Source organism: Streptomonospora halophila (assembly GCF_039542725.1).
In the GTDB taxonomy this organism is placed as follows: domain Bacteria; phylum Actinomycetota; class Actinomycetes; order Streptosporangiales; family Streptosporangiaceae; genus Streptomonospora; species Streptomonospora halophila.
Genome location: NZ_BAABIK010000001.1, coordinates 254369 through 269528 on the forward strand (window position 1 = coordinate 254369; position 15160 = coordinate 269528).

General features: G+C 77.6%; 8 protein-coding genes. 1 reads left to right on the forward strand and 7 read right to left on the reverse strand.

All coding sequences use genetic code 11. The features are described from left to right. Window positions 1–236 precede the first annotated feature (236 nt). The 3 genes from ABEA15_RS01125 to ABEA15_RS01135 all read right to left on the reverse strand — a co-directional run bounded on the left by ABEA15_RS01125 (window position 237) and on the right by ABEA15_RS01135 (window position 8053). Window positions 237–4682, reverse strand: a complete 4446-nt coding sequence (locus ABEA15_RS01125; RefSeq protein WP_345555058.1) for an SbcC/MukB-like Walker B domain-containing protein — start codon at window positions 4680–4682, stop codon at window positions 237–239. Window positions 4683–4961: 279 nt separating this feature from the next. Beyond that, complete coding sequence (locus tag ABEA15_RS01130) at window positions 4962–6347, reverse strand: TIGR02678 family protein (RefSeq protein WP_345555060.1); 1386 nt, start codon at window positions 6345–6347, stop codon at window positions 4962–4964. Further along, window positions 6344–8053: a DUF2397 domain-containing protein gene (locus ABEA15_RS01135; protein WP_345555062.1), complete on the reverse strand. Its 1710-nt coding sequence runs from the start codon at window positions 8051–8053 to the stop codon at window positions 6344–6346. Before ABEA15_RS01135 ends, ABEA15_RS01130 begins: the two co-directional genes overlap by 4 nt. Before the next feature lie 822 nt (window positions 8054–8875). Between ABEA15_RS01135 and ABEA15_RS01140 the strand changes: the two genes are divergently transcribed. Further along, the gene (locus ABEA15_RS01140; RefSeq protein ID WP_345555064.1) at window positions 8876–9919 is read left to right on the forward strand and encodes a class I SAM-dependent methyltransferase; all 1044 of its coding nucleotides are present in this window, start codon (window positions 8876–8878) and stop codon (window positions 9917–9919) included. Between the two features lie 70 nt (window positions 9920–9989). Here ABEA15_RS01140 and ABEA15_RS01145 read toward each other — a convergent pair whose 3' ends face one another. The 4 genes from ABEA15_RS01145 to ABEA15_RS01160 form a co-directional block, all read right to left on the reverse strand. Beyond that, entirely contained in the window at window positions 9990–10445 is a 456-nt protein-coding gene (locus ABEA15_RS01145) for a MaoC family dehydratase (RefSeq protein ID WP_344139658.1), read from the reverse strand. A 110-nt stretch (window positions 10446–10555) separates the two neighbouring features. Further along, the gene (locus ABEA15_RS01150) at window positions 10556–12532 is read right to left on the reverse strand and encodes a phosphodiester glycosidase family protein (protein WP_345555066.1); all 1977 of its coding nucleotides are present in this window, start codon (window positions 12530–12532) and stop codon (window positions 10556–10558) included. 538 nt (window positions 12533–13070) lie between these two features. Next, window positions 13071–14201, reverse strand: coding sequence for an enolase C-terminal domain-like protein (locus ABEA15_RS01155; RefSeq protein ID WP_344139652.1), 1131 nt, complete (start codon window positions 14199–14201; stop codon window positions 13071–13073). Window positions 14202–14535: 334 nt separating this feature from the next. Continuing rightward, a complete protein-coding gene (locus tag ABEA15_RS01160) occupies window positions 14536–15138 on the reverse strand; it encodes a class I SAM-dependent methyltransferase (protein ID WP_345555068.1) in 603 nt (200 codons plus the stop codon). Between the last annotated feature and the right edge of the window lie 22 nt (window positions 15139–15160).

Below are 15160 nucleotides of genomic sequence, written 5' to 3' on the forward strand. Positions count from 1 at the left end.
TCCTCTGACGCGGTTAAAAAGGATTCGGGGCGAACGCGATCGCCGGTAAAGAAGCTATCAGCAGCCGCCCCGGCCCGCCGGTATAGCCCTTCTGACAGGGTGCGGCGGGAATAATCCGGGCCCTTCACCCCCGCGCTCTACCCAGGCCGCCCGCTTCCTATCCGCACGGCTTCGCCCCCGAGTGCGCCCGGCGCGCCGGGCGCGGCCGGCCCGCGCGCACGGGCCGCCGAGCGGGCTCACCCGGCCCGCTCGAAGCCCGCGCCGTTCCAGGTCGTGCGGGCGCAGGCCACACCCCAGGCGCCCTTGCGCTTGAGGATGTCGTAGATGTGCATCCGGTCGATCCTGGGCGAGACCCCGTAGCCGGAGGGCCAGGTGATCGCCCAGTCCATGTCCAGGTCGACCAGCAGTTCGAGCAGCCGGGCGATGGTGGGGTCGTCCAGCCGCTCGAAGGCCTCGTCCAGCAGCACCATGCGCAGCGGGCCCTCGGCGTCGCTCTGCAGGGCGTCGTAGAATGCGGCGCTGGCGGCGAACAGGGTGACATAGGACACCAGGCGGGTTTCGCCCGAGGAGAGCTGGCGGATGCGGCGGTCGCGCGGGCGGCCGTCGGGCCCGGTGTCGTGGATGCGCACCCGGTAGGCGTACCACCGGCGGTAGTCCAGCGCCCCCGACAGCAGCTCGGCGTAGCCGGCGCCGGCCCCCTGGGCGCGGGTGGCGCGGATGCGGTCCATCAGCGCTCGGCGCAGCCGGTCGTTCTCCTCGGCGCTGCGCCGGGCCAGCGGCTTCTTCGCCAGTGCGAACGCCGACCGCTCGGCCGGGTCGAGCTGCGGCGAGGGCTCCCAGGACAGCTCCACCCGCACGCCCTGGCTGGAGTGGGCGGCCTCCAGCACCGTGTTCATCCGCCGGGTCAGCGCCTCGGCGGCGCCGATCTGGCGGTGCAGCTCCTCGGCGATGTCGCCGAGCAGGTACTCCTCGAAGACGCCCTCCTCCCGCGCGGTGAGGTTGTCCTCGGCCTGGGCGAGCCGGGCCGCGGTGGCGCGGGCGGTGGCGGCCACGGGCGCGGTCCCGGCCTCGTCGCTGACGGTGACGGTCAGGATGGCCCGGTCCCGGTCGGCCTGCACGTCGTGGGTGCCGGCCAGGGCGGACTGCAGCGCCTGCAGGCGCGCGATCAGGTCGCGCTCCAGCGCCGCGGGGTCGCCCGCTCCGCCCTTGCCCCCGCCGCGCCCGCCCTTGCCGCGGGACGCTCCGGACGGCTCGGCCGCCCCGTCCCCGCGGTCGGCGGCGCGCTCGGCCGCGGCCGCGGACAGCTCCGCGCGCAGCTCCGCGCGGTCGAACGGCGGCTCCACCAGGCCCGTGGCGGCCTCCCACACGCCGCCGACGCCGGCGGCGTCGGTCAGCGCGTCCTCGGCGTCGGCGACCTTGGCGCGGGCCTCGCGCACCCGCCCCTCGACCGCGTCCAGGCGTCCCTCGGCGTCGGCGAGCGCCTTGATGGCCGCCTCGACCTCGCCCTGCGCCTTGGGTGCACGGTTGCGCAGCTCGCCGCGTTCCTCCTGGAGAGCAAAGATGCGCGCGCCGACCTCCTCGGCGTCGCTGCCCAGCCCTTCGCGCAAAGTGGACAGGACGGCGTGGGCCTCGGTGTAGGCGCGGTGGATCTCGGCGGCGTCGTCCTCGGCCTTGCGCCGGGACTCGACGGTGCGGGCGTGGTCCTCCTGGGCGGCCGCCAGCGAGCGCAGCGCCTCGCTGTAGTCGCGGCGCAGCAGCGAGCCGACGCCCTCCAGCGCCTCGGCGGCGCGGCGCGCCTGCTCGCACAGCTCCCGCAGCTCGGCCGCGCCCGGGGCCACGCCCAGCTCGGCGCAGGCGCGCCGGTGCTCGGCCTGCTCGGCGCCGAGCCGTGCGCGCGTGCGGGCGTGCTCGGCCTCGGCCTCCTCGGCGTCGGCGGCGGCGCGGGCGGCCGCCGACCGGCGCGACCGGGTCTCGATGTGCTCGCGCAGCACCTCGCCGATGTCGGGAAAGGCCTCCAGACAGGTGTTCCACGCCGACTCGCGGCGCTGGGCGGCCGCCAGCTCCGCGCGCAGGGACTCCTCGTCGGCGCTCAACCGCGCGCCGTGCTCCTCCAGCTCCGCGACGCGCCGCCGCCGCGCCTCCTCGCGGGCGCCGGCGCCGATGTGCTCGGCGGCGTCCTTGCGGTGCCGGCCGTGCAGCGGGCCGGACCGCCAGCGCCCGTCGAGCCCGAACGCCAGGCCGCCCAGAACGCCCGCCCCGGCCGCGGGCAGCCGGTAGGCGCGCAGCGCGTGCTCCACGGTCTCCCGGACGGCTCCGGGCGCCGGTCGCAGCAGGTCGGCCAGCGCCGGCTGCCCGGCCGGGTCGGCGGGGAGCTCGGTGCCGTCGGCGGCGAGCAGCCGCCCGTCGGACGCCACCCGGGCGTCGGCGAGCCCGCTGTGCCAGGCGGCGTCCAGGCGGGCGCGGTCGGCGTCGCCGAGTCCGGGACGCGGCTCCGCCAGCGAGGCGAGGGCGGCGCCGTCGCCGGGGCCGTCCTCGGCGGTGGCGAGCAGCGGGACGCAGCGCAGCAGCGCCTCGACGGCCTCCTCGGACACCGCCGTGTCGCCGGCGGCCGGGCGCAGCGCGTCGGCCAGCGACGGGCCGCGGCACTGCGGCCCCGGAACCGCGAGGGTGTCGTCGCCGTCGTCGGGCCCGCAGACCCGGCCGTCGGCGCGCACCCAGGCGGTGAGCAGTCCGGCGGCCTCCAGTGCCGCCTCCAGGTGCGCCCGGGCCGGGGCGGGCAACCCGTCGGCGAAGTCGACCAGCCGGTGGAAGGGGGCTCCCCGGTCGGCGGAGCGCTCGGCGGTGGACAGCGCCGGCGCGGGCGGCTCCACCTCGGCCGACGCACGCAGCCGGGCCAGCTCCGCGTCCAGGCGGGCGCGCTCGTCGCGGGCCCCGGCCAGGCGCTGCTCGGCCTGCAGCACCGCGTGCTGCGCGCCGCGCACCCGCGGTGCCAGGGCGGTCCGCACGTCGCGGTGGGCGCCGCGGAAGGCCTCGGGGTCGGCGCCCACCGCGTCGCCGTCGGGTGTTTCGGGCAGCTCGCCCGGCTCGGGGCGGTCGTCCGCCGGCAGCGCCTCGGCGTGCCAACGCGCGACCGCCTCGGCCCAGGCCCGGCCGAGCGCGTGCAGGCGCTCCTCGCCCTCGCGCGCCCTGCGGGCGGCCGCGTCGGCGTCCTCGGCGGCGCGGGCGGCCTGCTCACCGAGGCCGCGGACGCGCCGGTCGTCCTCGTCGAGGTGCTCGGCGCGCGAGCGCAGCGCCGACAGCTCGGGGCCGCGTTCGGCGGCCGCCCGGGCCGCCTCGTCCACGCGCTCGGCCGCGCGCTCGGCCGATTCCCGCAGTTCGGCCGCCGAGACCTCGGGGGCGGTCTCCCGGTGCACCTCCTCGGGGCGCGCCCCGGGCTCGGGCGAGAGCAGCACGCGCTCGGCCGTGCGCCCGCGCCGCGCCTGGGCCGCCGGCTCGGGCAGCCGCCCCAGCGCCGCGGCCAGGCCGACGCCCTCCAGTGCCTCGCGGGCCTCGGCGGCGCCCGAGGACGCAGCGGCGCCGAGGCGGTCGACCAGCCCGGCGGCGCGCTCGACGGCGCCGACCGACTGCTCCTCGGCCGAGCGCAGCCCCGCGGCGTTCTCCAGCGCGGCCACGGCGTGCCGCCGCTGCGAGGCCACGGTGGCCTCCTTGTCCTCCAAGTCGCCCAGCGCGCTATAGGCGGGTGAGGCCTTCAGCGCCTCCAGTTCGGTCTGCACCGCGTCGGCGCGCTCGGTGACCGCGTCGCGCTCGGCTTCGGCGCCGCGCAGCGCCTCCTCGGCGGAGGCGCGCTCGGCCTCGCGCTTGGCGCGCCCGCCCTCGGCCCGCCGGGCCTCGGCCTCGGCGGCCTCCAGCTTGGCGGCGCGGTCGGTGAGCACCCCCAGTGCGTAGCCGCCGTAGCCGTCGAGGAACGCGCCCAGCGCGGTGTCGGCGCGGCGCAGCCGGGCGACGTTGCGCCGCACGCCTTCGAGGTTGTCCAGGCCGGTGGCGGTGCGGGAGATGACGTCGGGGTCCACCGGCGGCAGCGCGTCGGAGAGCAGCTGCTCCAGCTGGCCCTGCAGCACCTTCAGGCCGATGTCGGGATTGCGCAGTGTGCGCTGCAGGTGCAGCAGGTCGGCGTAGCGGCTGCCGCCGCTGATGCCGTAGACGGTCGCGGCGACCCGCTGCTGGAAGGCCTCCTGGCCGCCGAGGACGGCGTCCTCGCCGATGCGCTCGCGCAGCCGCGCCTGGCTGACGGGCCGGTCCTGCTCGGTCAGCGCGAAGTCCTTGTTCACCCGCAGCGGGGTGATGAACCGCCAGGAGTCGCTGACCTGGCGGCTGGAGGCGCTGGCCTTCACGCCGACGCCGCAGGTCACGAACTCCTCGGTGCCGTCGGACGCGGTGCTGCGCAGCTCGGTCCAGGCATAGCCCAGGCGCATGCTGCCCTCGGCGTAGTCGTCGAGCATCAGCCGGCTCATGCTGACGGTGTCGAAGCCCTTGCAGCCCATGTTGCGCAGGTCGCCGTCCAGGCACAGCGGCAGCAGCAGCTCCAGCGTGCGCGACTTGCCCGATCCGTTGGTGCCCTTGAAGATCACCCGGCCGCCGGAGAGGTCGAACTCCTCGTCGCGGTACTGCCAGATGTTGACCACACCGGCCCGGTGCAGGCGCCACCGCTCGCGCGGGCGCGCGCCGCCCCGTTCCGGCGGCGCACCGGCACCGGCGCTGGCGTCGGCGCCGGCCACGTCCGCGGCGACCGCCCGCTGATCGGGCTCACTGGCGTCGATGGTGTACCTCCCACGAGTCCTCCGCCGAAGGCGGACATGCAACCGAAGCCCTGCCGAGCAGGGTAGAAGACGGTGCCGACGCCGCGCGGCGCCGGCGGGCCCGGCGCGCGAGCCGCGGTGCCGGGCCGCGGAGCGGGGCAGGCCTCAGACCCCGAAGAGGGCGTCCTGGCCGGGCGGGGCGGCCCCGCCGGTGCGGGGAACCCCGCCCGCGCCGTCGCCGGCGGGCGCCTCCTCGGCGTCGGCGCCGCCGGCGTCGAGGCCCACCGGGCCGTCGGGCACCGGCCGGTACCTGGCCGCCGCGGTACTGATCTCGACCGCGCCGTCCGCGCCGGTGCGGGCCAGTCCCGACTGCGCCAGGGTCTGAGTCACCGATCTGGCGAGGCGGCCGGTGTCGCGCACCGCCTCGCGCGACCACGCGCGCGGGTAGCGCTCGGCCAGCTCGGCCACCGTGGCGGCAAGCCGCTCGGCGGTGACGGGCACCCAGCCCTCCTCGGCGCCGGCACCCTGCCCGTCGCCGCGCTGCCGGCCGCCAGCGCCGTCCGCGCCGCCGGCGCCGTCCGCGTCCGGAGTCCGGTGCAGCAGTTCGGCGGCGGCCAGCAGCGCGATGCGGGCCACGGTCCCGGTGCCGGGGAAGTGCCGGTCGGTGAGGTAGCCCTCGGGGTCGACGGCCAGCACACCCTCCGCGCGCACCTCCAGCCGCAGGCCGGTCAGGTCTTCGAGCAGCCGCGCCTCGGCGCCCAGGTTGGCGCGCAGCCAGTCGCGCTCCCGCGGTGACAGGCAGGAGTGCGGTACCACCGGGTCCTCGGTGATCCGCCGCCGGACGCCGTGGCGCTCCTCGGCGCCGCCGCCCGGCTGCACCCGTCCGCCGTCCGCGCCGGCGCCGCGGTCGGCGACGCCCGCCAGTTCCCCGGGCGCGTCGGCGCGTCCCAGCGGTGCGGCGACCAGGTGGCCCAGCAGCTCGGCGTCGACGGTCAGCAGGGCCTCGCGCTCGGCGTCCTCGGCCCACGGCGAGACGCTGCCGTCGGTCTCGGCCAGCACGCCCAGGTCGATCAGGTGGCGCAGCGCCGCGGCCAGCGCGCGCCGGTCGACGATGCCCGCACCCAGCTCCAGCCCCGCCTCGGAGCCCAGCGCGCGCACCTCACCGACCAGCGACGACAGCAGCAGCTGGCCCTGGCCTCCGGTGAGCACCGCCAGCACCAGCGCCAGGTAGGCGTAGGTGCGCGGGGTGAACGGCGCCCCGTTGGGCTTGTGGGCGCCGCGCATGCCGTCGGGCGCGCGCCCGGTCTTGTACAGCCGCGCGAAGCCGGGCTCCACCACCAGCCGGTAGCCCAGGTAGCCCGCGAAGAGGGTCTGCAGCCGGTCGGCGTAGCGCCGCACCGCCGACAGCGCCTCGCCGTCGGGTCCCTCGGCCCGCAGCAGCGGGCGCCGCAGCAGCACCCGCGCGCACCGGCGCACCTGCGCCGCCTCGATCTCGTCCAGCCCGTCGAACGCGGCGGTCTCGCCGCCGGTGAGCGGGTCGCGGCGGCTCATCGCGCCCCCTCCGCGTCCGGCAGCAGCGGGTCCTCGACGCTGAGGCGCACGTCGACACCGTGCAGCTCCAGCGCCCCCAGCTCGGAACCGATGCGCGCGACCCTGCCCCGGGGGCGCGGCTCCAGCACGACGGTCAGCCCGGTGGCCGCGTCGGAGGCGCTGCCCTGGTCGGCCGGCCCGTCGCGGTCGGCGCCGGCCAGGGTCAGCAGCTCGCACAGCACCTCCAGCGCGTCGCTGGAGAGCCGCGCGCCCGCCAGGTCGCCGCGCGCCGCCGCCAGCTCGCCCACCGCGGCGCTGCGTCTGCCCCGGCGGCGCTCCTCCTCTTCCAGCAGCGCCGCGCGTCCCAGCGGGTCGTCGCTGATGCGCGGCGCCGGTCCGCCAGGCGCCCGCTCGCTGCGGCTGCGCACGTTGACCTCGACGTCGATGCGCTTGCCCTGCGGCCAGGTGCGGGCGGGGTCGGGGGCGTCGTCGTCGGCGGCCAGCGCCAGGTGGCGCGCCGAGAACAGGCCGAAGGCGGCGGCGTAGAGGTCGTGCGCGGTCTCCGGGGAGGCCGAGTCGAACCAGCCGGCCAGCTTGACCAGGTCGCGGCGCCGCCCCGGGTCCACGCCTCCGGCGCCGGTGACCCGCTTGACGTTGGCGAACAGGGCGGTGATCGCGCGGCTGGTGGCCTCGCGCAGCTCGTCGACCTCGGAGGGGCGGCCGGGGCGGCCGACGAACCACCCCGTCAGCTGCTCCCAGTCGGCGGCGCGCCGGCCGGGGGCGCGCTCCATCAGCTCGGTCTGGCCGGAGCGGGCCGGGCGCGGGGCGAGGTCGCCGCCGGGCCCGGAGTCCAGCCGCGCCAGCAGCTCGTCGCGCCTGCGGTTCAGCCCGCCCAGCCGCAGCACCACGGGCTCGGAGTGGCGCAGCACGTCCTGGGCGATCAGCTCGACGTACTCCAGCAGCATGTGCTTGAACCCGGCGGTCTCCGCCGGTGCCAGGTCGTAGCGGGCGATGACCGAGCCGAGGTAGGCGTAGAAGTCGCGTACGGCGGCGGCGAACTCCTCGTGCTGCAGGAACAGGGTGGTCACCTGTTGCGCCAGGCGCTCGCGCAGGCCGCGCGCCGACGCGGCCTGCGGTCCGCGGCCCTGCTCGGCGCCGAGGATCTCGCCGAGGGTGCTCTCGATGTCGGCGAGGCCGCGCTCGATGGCGGGCAGCAGCTCGCGGGAGACCTCGCGGGCGCCCTCGGCGACGCTGAGCACGTCCTCGGCGTCGCGCTGGATGCGCACGGCGAGCTTGGCCGCCTGGTAGCGCACCCTGCTGCGGGTGAACTCGGCGATGGTGGCGGCGGGCTCGCGGCGGCCCGGCACGAGGTTGCCCCAGCGGGCGAGCTGCTCCAGCCGGTCGACGACGACCTCCAGCCGGGACTCGCCCGCGTCGATCTCGCCGCGGCGCTCGGCCCCGGCCAGGGCCGCGGCGACCTCCCCGGCGCCCAGGTCGGCCATGAGGGTGGAGGTGAACAGCCGCATGACCGCCAGGTAGGTGCGGCGCTCGGGAGCGGTGAGGTAGCCGTAGAGCCGCAGCCGGTCGGCGCCGTCGCCGGCGGGCTCCTCGGCCGCGGCGGAAGGGGCCTCAGCGGGTGCGGGCGCGTTGCCGGGCGGTCGGGTTCCCGGTGCGGGGGCGCTGTCTCCGGAGCTCTGCGGGGGCCGTTCGGCGTCGTCGTTGCGCATGACCCGCCCCAACCTAGTGCGTCGCGGCGTCCGGCGCGGACAGGCCGCCGGACCGCCGGCGGTCCGGCCGCGGTCCGGCCGCGGTCCGTGGAGTCGGCGCGGACGGTCGCGACGCAAAGCGCGCGGAATCGTTTGCATTCGGCCGGTAATCGATTTCGCTGCCGGCCATCGGTTTCCCCCATGGCATGCGGGAACGCGGAATCGGCCGCCGAGGGCGGTTCCGGGGCCCCGTTTCCGGTCGGCGGCGGCCATTGCCTCGGGTGCGGCCGGAGATCGGGTGCGCACTTTCCGGAGCCCGCCGGAATGGGCCCGGGGCGCGCTTCGCGGGACGATCCTGCGCTGACCGGCGGAAACCGGCGGGCCGCGCGGGATCGCACGGGGTGCGCGGGTCCGGCGTCCCGCCGGAGTCCCCGTTGCGCCCGGTCCGCAGCCTCCGAAGCGCCGCCGGTCGGCCGGGCGGTGATGGCCGTGGCCGGGGCGGGCGCGTGCCGCCGGCCACGGCGGAACACCGCCGTCGGCCGGAGCCCCGGACCGTGCGGGCCGGGTGGCGGCGCCGGGGTTGTCGTGCCGATGAACGCGAGAAGAATTGTGTCCTTCAGGTGTTTCGCCGCCGCGCGCAACCCGCCACACGGGTCCGCGCATTGCGTTAGTGTCAATTCCGCCCCGCTGTATTCTGTTCCGAAACGCGGGCGACCCCCTGCTCCGGATCGTCGGCCGCCGACCCGCTTCGCGGCGGTGATCCCGAATACGCCGCGCGAGTACCGGAGCGGGAGATCCCCCAGTCCGCCGAGTCCGGCGGTCACACGATTCTGGAGGTCCTCGATGCGGTTCCTGCGGTCCCTGCGTTCCGGCTGGCGGCATCTGGCGGCGACCGCACTGCTGGGAGCGGTCGGTCTGGCCGGGCTCGCGGTACTGGCGGGACTGGGCGTGCTCGGATGGGAGAGCGCCGTGCTGCTGGCGGCCGTGGGCGCCGCCGCGGCGGCGAACGCACTGCTGGTGGTGCGGCTGACCCGCCGGGTGGCCGCCCTGGACCGGCGGCTCCGGGACGCGGACCGGCGCCTCGACACCCGGGCGCGCGAGGTGGCCGCCGCCGTCGGCGCGGGCCGCGCGGAGCTGGCCGCGTCGCTGGCCGGCGCCCGCGAGGAGCTCACGCGGGTGCGCGCCAAGGCGCTGCCGTCGATGTCGAAGCAGCTGACCGAAGCCGTCACGCTGCAGGGGCGCCACGACTACGAGCAGCAGGTGGCCTGGACCGAGCTGCGCGAGTACCTCGGGGCGGGCCCGTTCATGCCCTCGCTGCGCGGCTGGGCCGCCTCGCCCGACGTGATGCGGCTGCTGGTGCGCCTGGTCGAGAGGAACCGGCCCGACCTGGTGGTCGAGTGCGGAAGCGGCGCCTCCAGCGTCTGGCTGGGCTACGCGCTGCGCCGCGCCGGTCGCGGGCGCCTGGTCGCGCTGGAACACAGCGAGCGCTACGCCGAGCTGTCGCGTCAGCTGGTGCGCGAGCACCGGCTGGAGGACATCGTCGAGGTCCGCTACGCGCCCCTGACCGACTGGAGCCCCGTCGCCGACACCGACGACGCTGTGGAACAGCAGCCGTGGTACGACACGTCGGTCGTGGAGGACCTGCACGGCATCGGCCTGGTCTTCGTGGACGGGCCGCCCGCGGGAACCGCGAAGCAGGCGCGCTTCCCAGCCCTGCCGGTGCTGCTGCCCCGCTCCGAACCGGACGCGGTCTTCGTCCTCGACGACGCGGGCCGGCCCGACGAGCGCGCGATCGGCAAGCGCTGGCTGCAGGACTTCCCCGAGCTGAGCTCGCGCGAGGAGCAGGCCGAGAAGGGCGCCCGGGTCTTCGTCCGCAAGGCGCTGTGACCGCGGCCCCGCACGCGGCGGCGAAGGGGGCCGCCGCGTGCGGGGCGCCCGCGGAAGGCGGGCCGGCGGGTCAGGGGACGACCAGGGACAGGCCCTCGGCGGCGAGCGCGTCGCGCTCCTCGCCCTCGATCTCCACAGTGTGCTGGAAGGTCAGCAGCGTCCCGTTCTTGGTCTCACGGGTGTCGGTGAGCTCGATACCGTCGCGTACGCGCGCCCCCGAGCGCACCGGCTGGAGAAAGCGCACCCGGTTGAGGCCGTAGTTGATCGTCATCGTCGGCCGCTTCTCCAGCCGCCACACCTGCGGGCCGAAGGCGGACAGCAGCGACAGGGTGAGGAAGCCGTGCGCGATGGTCCCGCCGAAGGGGCCCGCGGCGGCCTTCTCCGGGTCGACGTGGATCCACTGGTGGTCGCCGGTGGCGTCGGCGAACGTGTCGATGGACTCCTGGGTGACGGTGTGCCAGTCGCTGTAGCCCAGGTGCTCGCCTTTGGCGGCGACGAGGTCGGCGAGGTCGGTGAAGGTCCGCATGTTCGTGTGCACTCCTTAGGCCCGGACGGACGGCTCTTGGGAGACTCTAGCGAACCGACCGTTCGGTATGGCAGAGGGCGGGGCGGTATCGCAGGCCGCCCCCGCGGACCTCAGCCGTCCGGGGCGACCGAGGCGCGCAGGTCGTCGAAGACCACCCGGCCGCGGTACTGCTCGGCGGAACGGGTCTCGACCAGGTACACGCGCTCGACCGCGACCGGCTGCGCGATCCCCTCCGCCACGCCGAGCCGCGCCTCGCGCCAGCCCTTCCAGTCCACCCGGGGGCCGTAGACCGAATGGCGGCCGCCCTCGGCGTCGGACACGGTCAGCGCCAGCAGAGCGCCGTTGCCGTCGCCCCGCACCCGCAGCCGGAACGCGAAGGCGGTGCCGCCCGCCGGCAGCGGCGCGGGTGCGGCGGCGTAGGCGGCCCGGTCGCGCCGCTCGCCGGTGAAGTCGTAGTCGAGGGCGAGGCCGCGGCCGCCGTGCCCCTTCGCCGGAGCGACCTCGGCCGATGCGGCGCGGTAGGACTCGGCCGTCCAGGATCGGGCGTCCTCGAAGTCGGCGAGCCGCACACTGCGCGAACCGATCAGCAGCGGGACCTCGGCGCTGCGCGCGCCCGCCGCGACCGTGACGGTGCCCGTCCCCTCGTCGGCCTGGGGCTCGACCAGCACGCTGCCGTCGTCGCGCCGGGTGACGGCGGCCAGCCGGCGCGGCTCGACGGTGATCTCGGCCTCGGCCGGCTCGACGGGCGCGCGGGTGCCGTCGGGCGCGACGCCGTCGACGACCAGGGACCGGCCCGGCGCGGACGCGTCCGCGAAGGCGAGCGCGGCGGGCGCGGTCTCCAGGCGCTCGGGGCCCGGCAGGACCCGCAGGCCGATCGCGCCCCGCGCCCCGCCGGCGCGCGCGCTCACCCGCACACGGCCGGGCTCTCCGGCGCGGAACAGCCCGTTCGCCACTTCGCCGCTGTCGGACGTCCAGCTCGGCGCGGCCGCGGGCGCGGGCCCGTAGGCGGAGTCGTAGGGGCGGGCGCTCAGCTTGCGGCTGAGCCCGGAGAACACATGGCGGGGGTCGGGCCGCACGGGCAGTGCCGACCCCGGCTCCGGCCGTGCGCGCAGCACCGGGCGCACCCACACGCCGCGCGCCCGCCCGTCGCCGTCGGGCGCGTGCACCGCCAGCCCGTTGGACACCGCGCGCAGGGCCTCGCCCGGGCGGTTGTGCGGCACCGGATCGGTGGTGCCGGGCTCGCGGGCGAGCAGCGTCGCCGAGCCGCCGCCGTCCAGCTCCAGCGCCTCGTGGGCGCCGGCCGCGCGCAGCCGCTCGGCGGCCTCGCGCAGTGTCGCCCCCGCGGTTTCGGGGACGCGTCCGTCGGCGACCAGCGCGAACATCCGCCGCCCGTCGCGGGAGAACCCGACGGCCGTGCGCGGGTGGCGGGCGCCGTCGTCGGCGGCGGTGACGCGCCCGTCGCGCAGCAGCACATTGCGCCCGCCGACGGCGGTGTGCGGCGTGGAGCCTCCGGCGCGCAGCGTGTAGTCGAGCCCGACCGGGGCGCCCGGCTCCACCTCGGCCAGGCGCTCCGCGGCGGCGCCGCGGCCGAGCAGCACGCGGGTGCCGGGCTCGACGGGCCCCTCTCCGGCGGACCGGCGGACCTCGCGCACCTCGCCTTGGGCCACCACCAGTTCGGTGACCGGGCCGGATCCCGCGGCGCGCGAGCGCGGATGGCCGCCCCAGGCGCCGGTGAACACGCCGGTCCCCTCGGCCGGGACGTGGTGGCTGTTGAGCCGGTCGATGTCCAGGTCCTCGCCCGGGAGGTCGGCGGTGCCGGAGAACTCCGCGCGGTGGATACCGCCGCGCCCCGCGGCGCCGATCGCGACGACGTGCCGGTGGCCGGGGGTGGGCGACTTGAGGACCGCGCCGTCGCGGACGGCCGCGCCCAGCGGCGCGTTCGAGGCGCCGGAGTCGAAGAAGTCGCCGTTGACGGCCGCGACGGTGCCCCGGGACGCGGCGAGCTCCGCCAGCGGCGCGGAGTCGGTGACCGGGCCGCCGCCCGCGTAGGCGACCTCCGCCGGTCCGCTCAGATCCACGCTGAGCATGCCGAATCCGTCCCCGGCACCGGCCGGCGCCAACACCACACCGGGGGCGACGGGAACCTCCCGCGGAGCCGCGGGCGCGGCGGCCGCGGCGGGCACCGCCGGCCACAGCGGGAGGACGAGAACCAGGGCCGCTGCTGCGGCACGGTGGAACACGGCGGAGACCTCCGGGCGGGTGAGCGGCCGCAAGGCGGACGGAGCGGTTTCCCGACGTAATGATGTCGTTGCTCGGAGTGTTCGCCAACCACCGGCGCAGCGCGCCGGGCGATAGCCGTCCCCTGCGCAGGCGCGGTCCGCTCCGCGAGCCCGCCCGCGGGCCCCTCACCCGCCGGCCGCGGGGCCTCGCCGACATTCTCGGCGGCCGCCGAGCGCACGCCCGCACGTGCGCGTGGTCACCGGCGCACGCCGCAGCGGGTGGGGAGCGCCGGGCGTGCTCGGCGGCCGGGGCCGCGAGGACCGCATGCGCGAAGCGCCGCTGCCCGGCCCCGCGAAGGGCGGCGTGCAGGGGCCGGCCCCGGTCGGGGAGGCCGGGGGTGGGGCGTCAGCCCTCGTCGCCCAGGACCACCGAGTCGACGGCCAGGCTGCGCAGCTCGCGGGTGTCGACCTCATAGCCCAGGCCCGGCTCGGTCAGCGGGATGGGGGTGATGCCCTCGTGCGCGCGAACCGGCGGCCGCACCGTGTCGCGGGTGAGGTGGCCGCCTGCGCCGGGCATCTCGCTGGGCAGGGAGACACCGGGCAGCGACGCCAGGGCGGCGATGGCCGCACGGCCCACGCCGGACTCGGCGTCCCATCCGCACCAGACGTCCCATCCGGCGTCGACCGCGCGGTCGTGCGCGCGCCGCGCCGGGGTCAGCCCGCCCAGCAGGCTCGTCCGCAGGCTCAGCGCGCGGGCGGCCTCGGCGGCGATGGCGCGGCCGAGGGTCTCGGGGGAGTCGATCGAGGTGCTCAGGGCGACGGGGGTGCGCAGCTCGCGCTGGAGCCGCGCGCAGGCCTCCAGATCGCCGCGGGGGAACGGCTCCTCGATCGCGACCAGGCCGTACTCGTCCAGCGCACGCAGCGCCCGCAGGTCGGCGGGGTCCTCGCTGTAGCGCCCGCCCGCGTCGACCTGGAGCACCAGGAAGGGGAAGCTCTCCTGGACGGTGTGCACCACGTCGGCGTCCCAGCCGGGTCCGACCTCCAGCCGCACCCGGCGGAAACCGCTGCCGACCTGCCGGTTGACCTCGCGGACCAGCGACTCGTCGGAGGGCTGCCGGCCGACCGTGGCGCCGGCGGTGAAGGCGGTGCGGTCGCCGCCCAGGGCGTGCGAGAGCGGCGTGCCGCGCTGCCGGCTCCACAGGTCCCAGCAGGCGGCGTCCAGCCCGGCCGCCACCTGCGGCGCCCGGGGCAGGTCGGCCCACGCGTCGCCGGCCTCGGTGGGCCGGTGCCAGCTGTGCCGCAGCAGGGCTGGCGCGAAGTCGTCGACGAGCAGCCGCCAGCGTTCGTCGTCGGCCCCGGGAACCTCGCCCCACCCGGTGTTGCCGCGTTCGTCGCGCACCCGTACCAGCGCGTGGCGGGCGAACTGCGGGCGGGCCTCGGCTGACCCGCGGGAGCGGGGGTGGACCAGCGGCAGGCGGGCCAGGGTGGCGTCGACGCCGGTGACGCGGGCGAGGGTCGCCGGTTCGGTGGGTGACACGCGGGCTCCGTCTCGATGCGGCCGGGATGTGGCAAGGGCGGCGCCCGGTCCGGGCTCGATCACCGCCCACAACCGAACGTATCCGCTCACCGAGGACGCTGCCAGCGGCGGGGGCGTGTCCGCCCTCCGCGGGCGGCCGGCGGTGGAGGATGCGGGTCCCTGCGGCGCGGCTCTCGGGGCCGCTGCGCTGGTGCAGCGTAGGGGGCGGATCAGGCGCGGCCCGCCTCGATGCGGCCGCCGCCCGGACCGCCGCCCGCGCCGTGCGGGCCCGCCCGGCGCTGTGCGGATCGTCGCAGGCACCGCGGCCGGGAATACGGGCCTGCGGCGCCGCGCGCTACCGGGGCGCCTCGAACAGCACCGCCGATCCGAGGTCCCGGCGCTCGGCCGCGCCGAAGCGCCGCCGCAGGGCCGCGAGCACGGTGGCGTCCTCCTCGCCGGTCAGCGCGAAGCGCGAGGAGGCGCCGTGCCAGCTGACGGCGGCGCGCCCGCCGGGGCGCAGTACGCGGTGCAACTCGGCCGCGCCCTCGTCGAGCGACGGCCACATCGCCACCGTGTTCACCGTAACCACCAGGTCGAAGGCGGCGTCGGGCTCGCCGGTGGCGCCGGCGCTGCCCGGGTGGACCCGCAGGCGGCCCGCGCGCAGTGCGGCGGCGTTGCGGCGCCGGGACATGGACACCATCCGCTGGGAGGGGTCGACGCCGGCCACCTCCTCCACACCGGGCGCCGACGCGAGCAGGCCCAGCAGCACCCCCGGTCCGCAGCCGACCTCCAGGACGCTCCGGTACGCGCCGGGCGCCAGCGCCGCGAGGACGTCGGCCTGCTGGCGCCGGTTGGTGACGGCGAGCACCCAGCCCGCCGCGACACCCAGCGGCCCGCGCGGCAGCGCGAAGGGGTTGGCGCCCACGGGTTCGCCGTTCCACAACCGCCGCCGGCCCATCGCCGCCCCCTTCGGCTCCGCC

What these genes read in the sequence shown, in the direction of transcription:
- ABEA15_RS01130 (WP_345555060.1), bottom strand. Translation starts at nt 6,347, where the DNA reads ATGAGCCGCCGCGACCCGCTCACCGGCGGCGAGACCGCCGCGTTCGAC.
- ABEA15_RS01135 (WP_345555062.1), bottom strand. Translation starts at nt 8,053, where the DNA reads ATGCGCAACGACGACGCCGAACGGCCCCCGCAGAGCTCCGGAGACAGC.
- ABEA15_RS01140 (WP_345555064.1), top strand. Translation starts at nt 8,876, where the DNA reads ATGCGGTTCCTGCGGTCCCTGCGTTCCGGCTGGCGGCATCTGGCGGCG.
- ABEA15_RS01145 (WP_344139658.1), bottom strand. Translation starts at nt 10,445, where the DNA reads ATGCGGACCTTCACCGACCTCGCCGACCTCGTCGCCGCCAAAGGCGAG.
- ABEA15_RS01150 (WP_345555066.1), bottom strand. Translation starts at nt 12,532, where the DNA reads ATGCTCAGCGTGGATCTGAGCGGACCGGCGGAGGTCGCCTACGCGGGC.
- ABEA15_RS01160 (WP_345555068.1), bottom strand. Translation starts at nt 15,138, where the DNA reads ATGGGCCGGCGGCGGTTGTGGAACGGCGAACCCGTGGGCGCCAACCCC.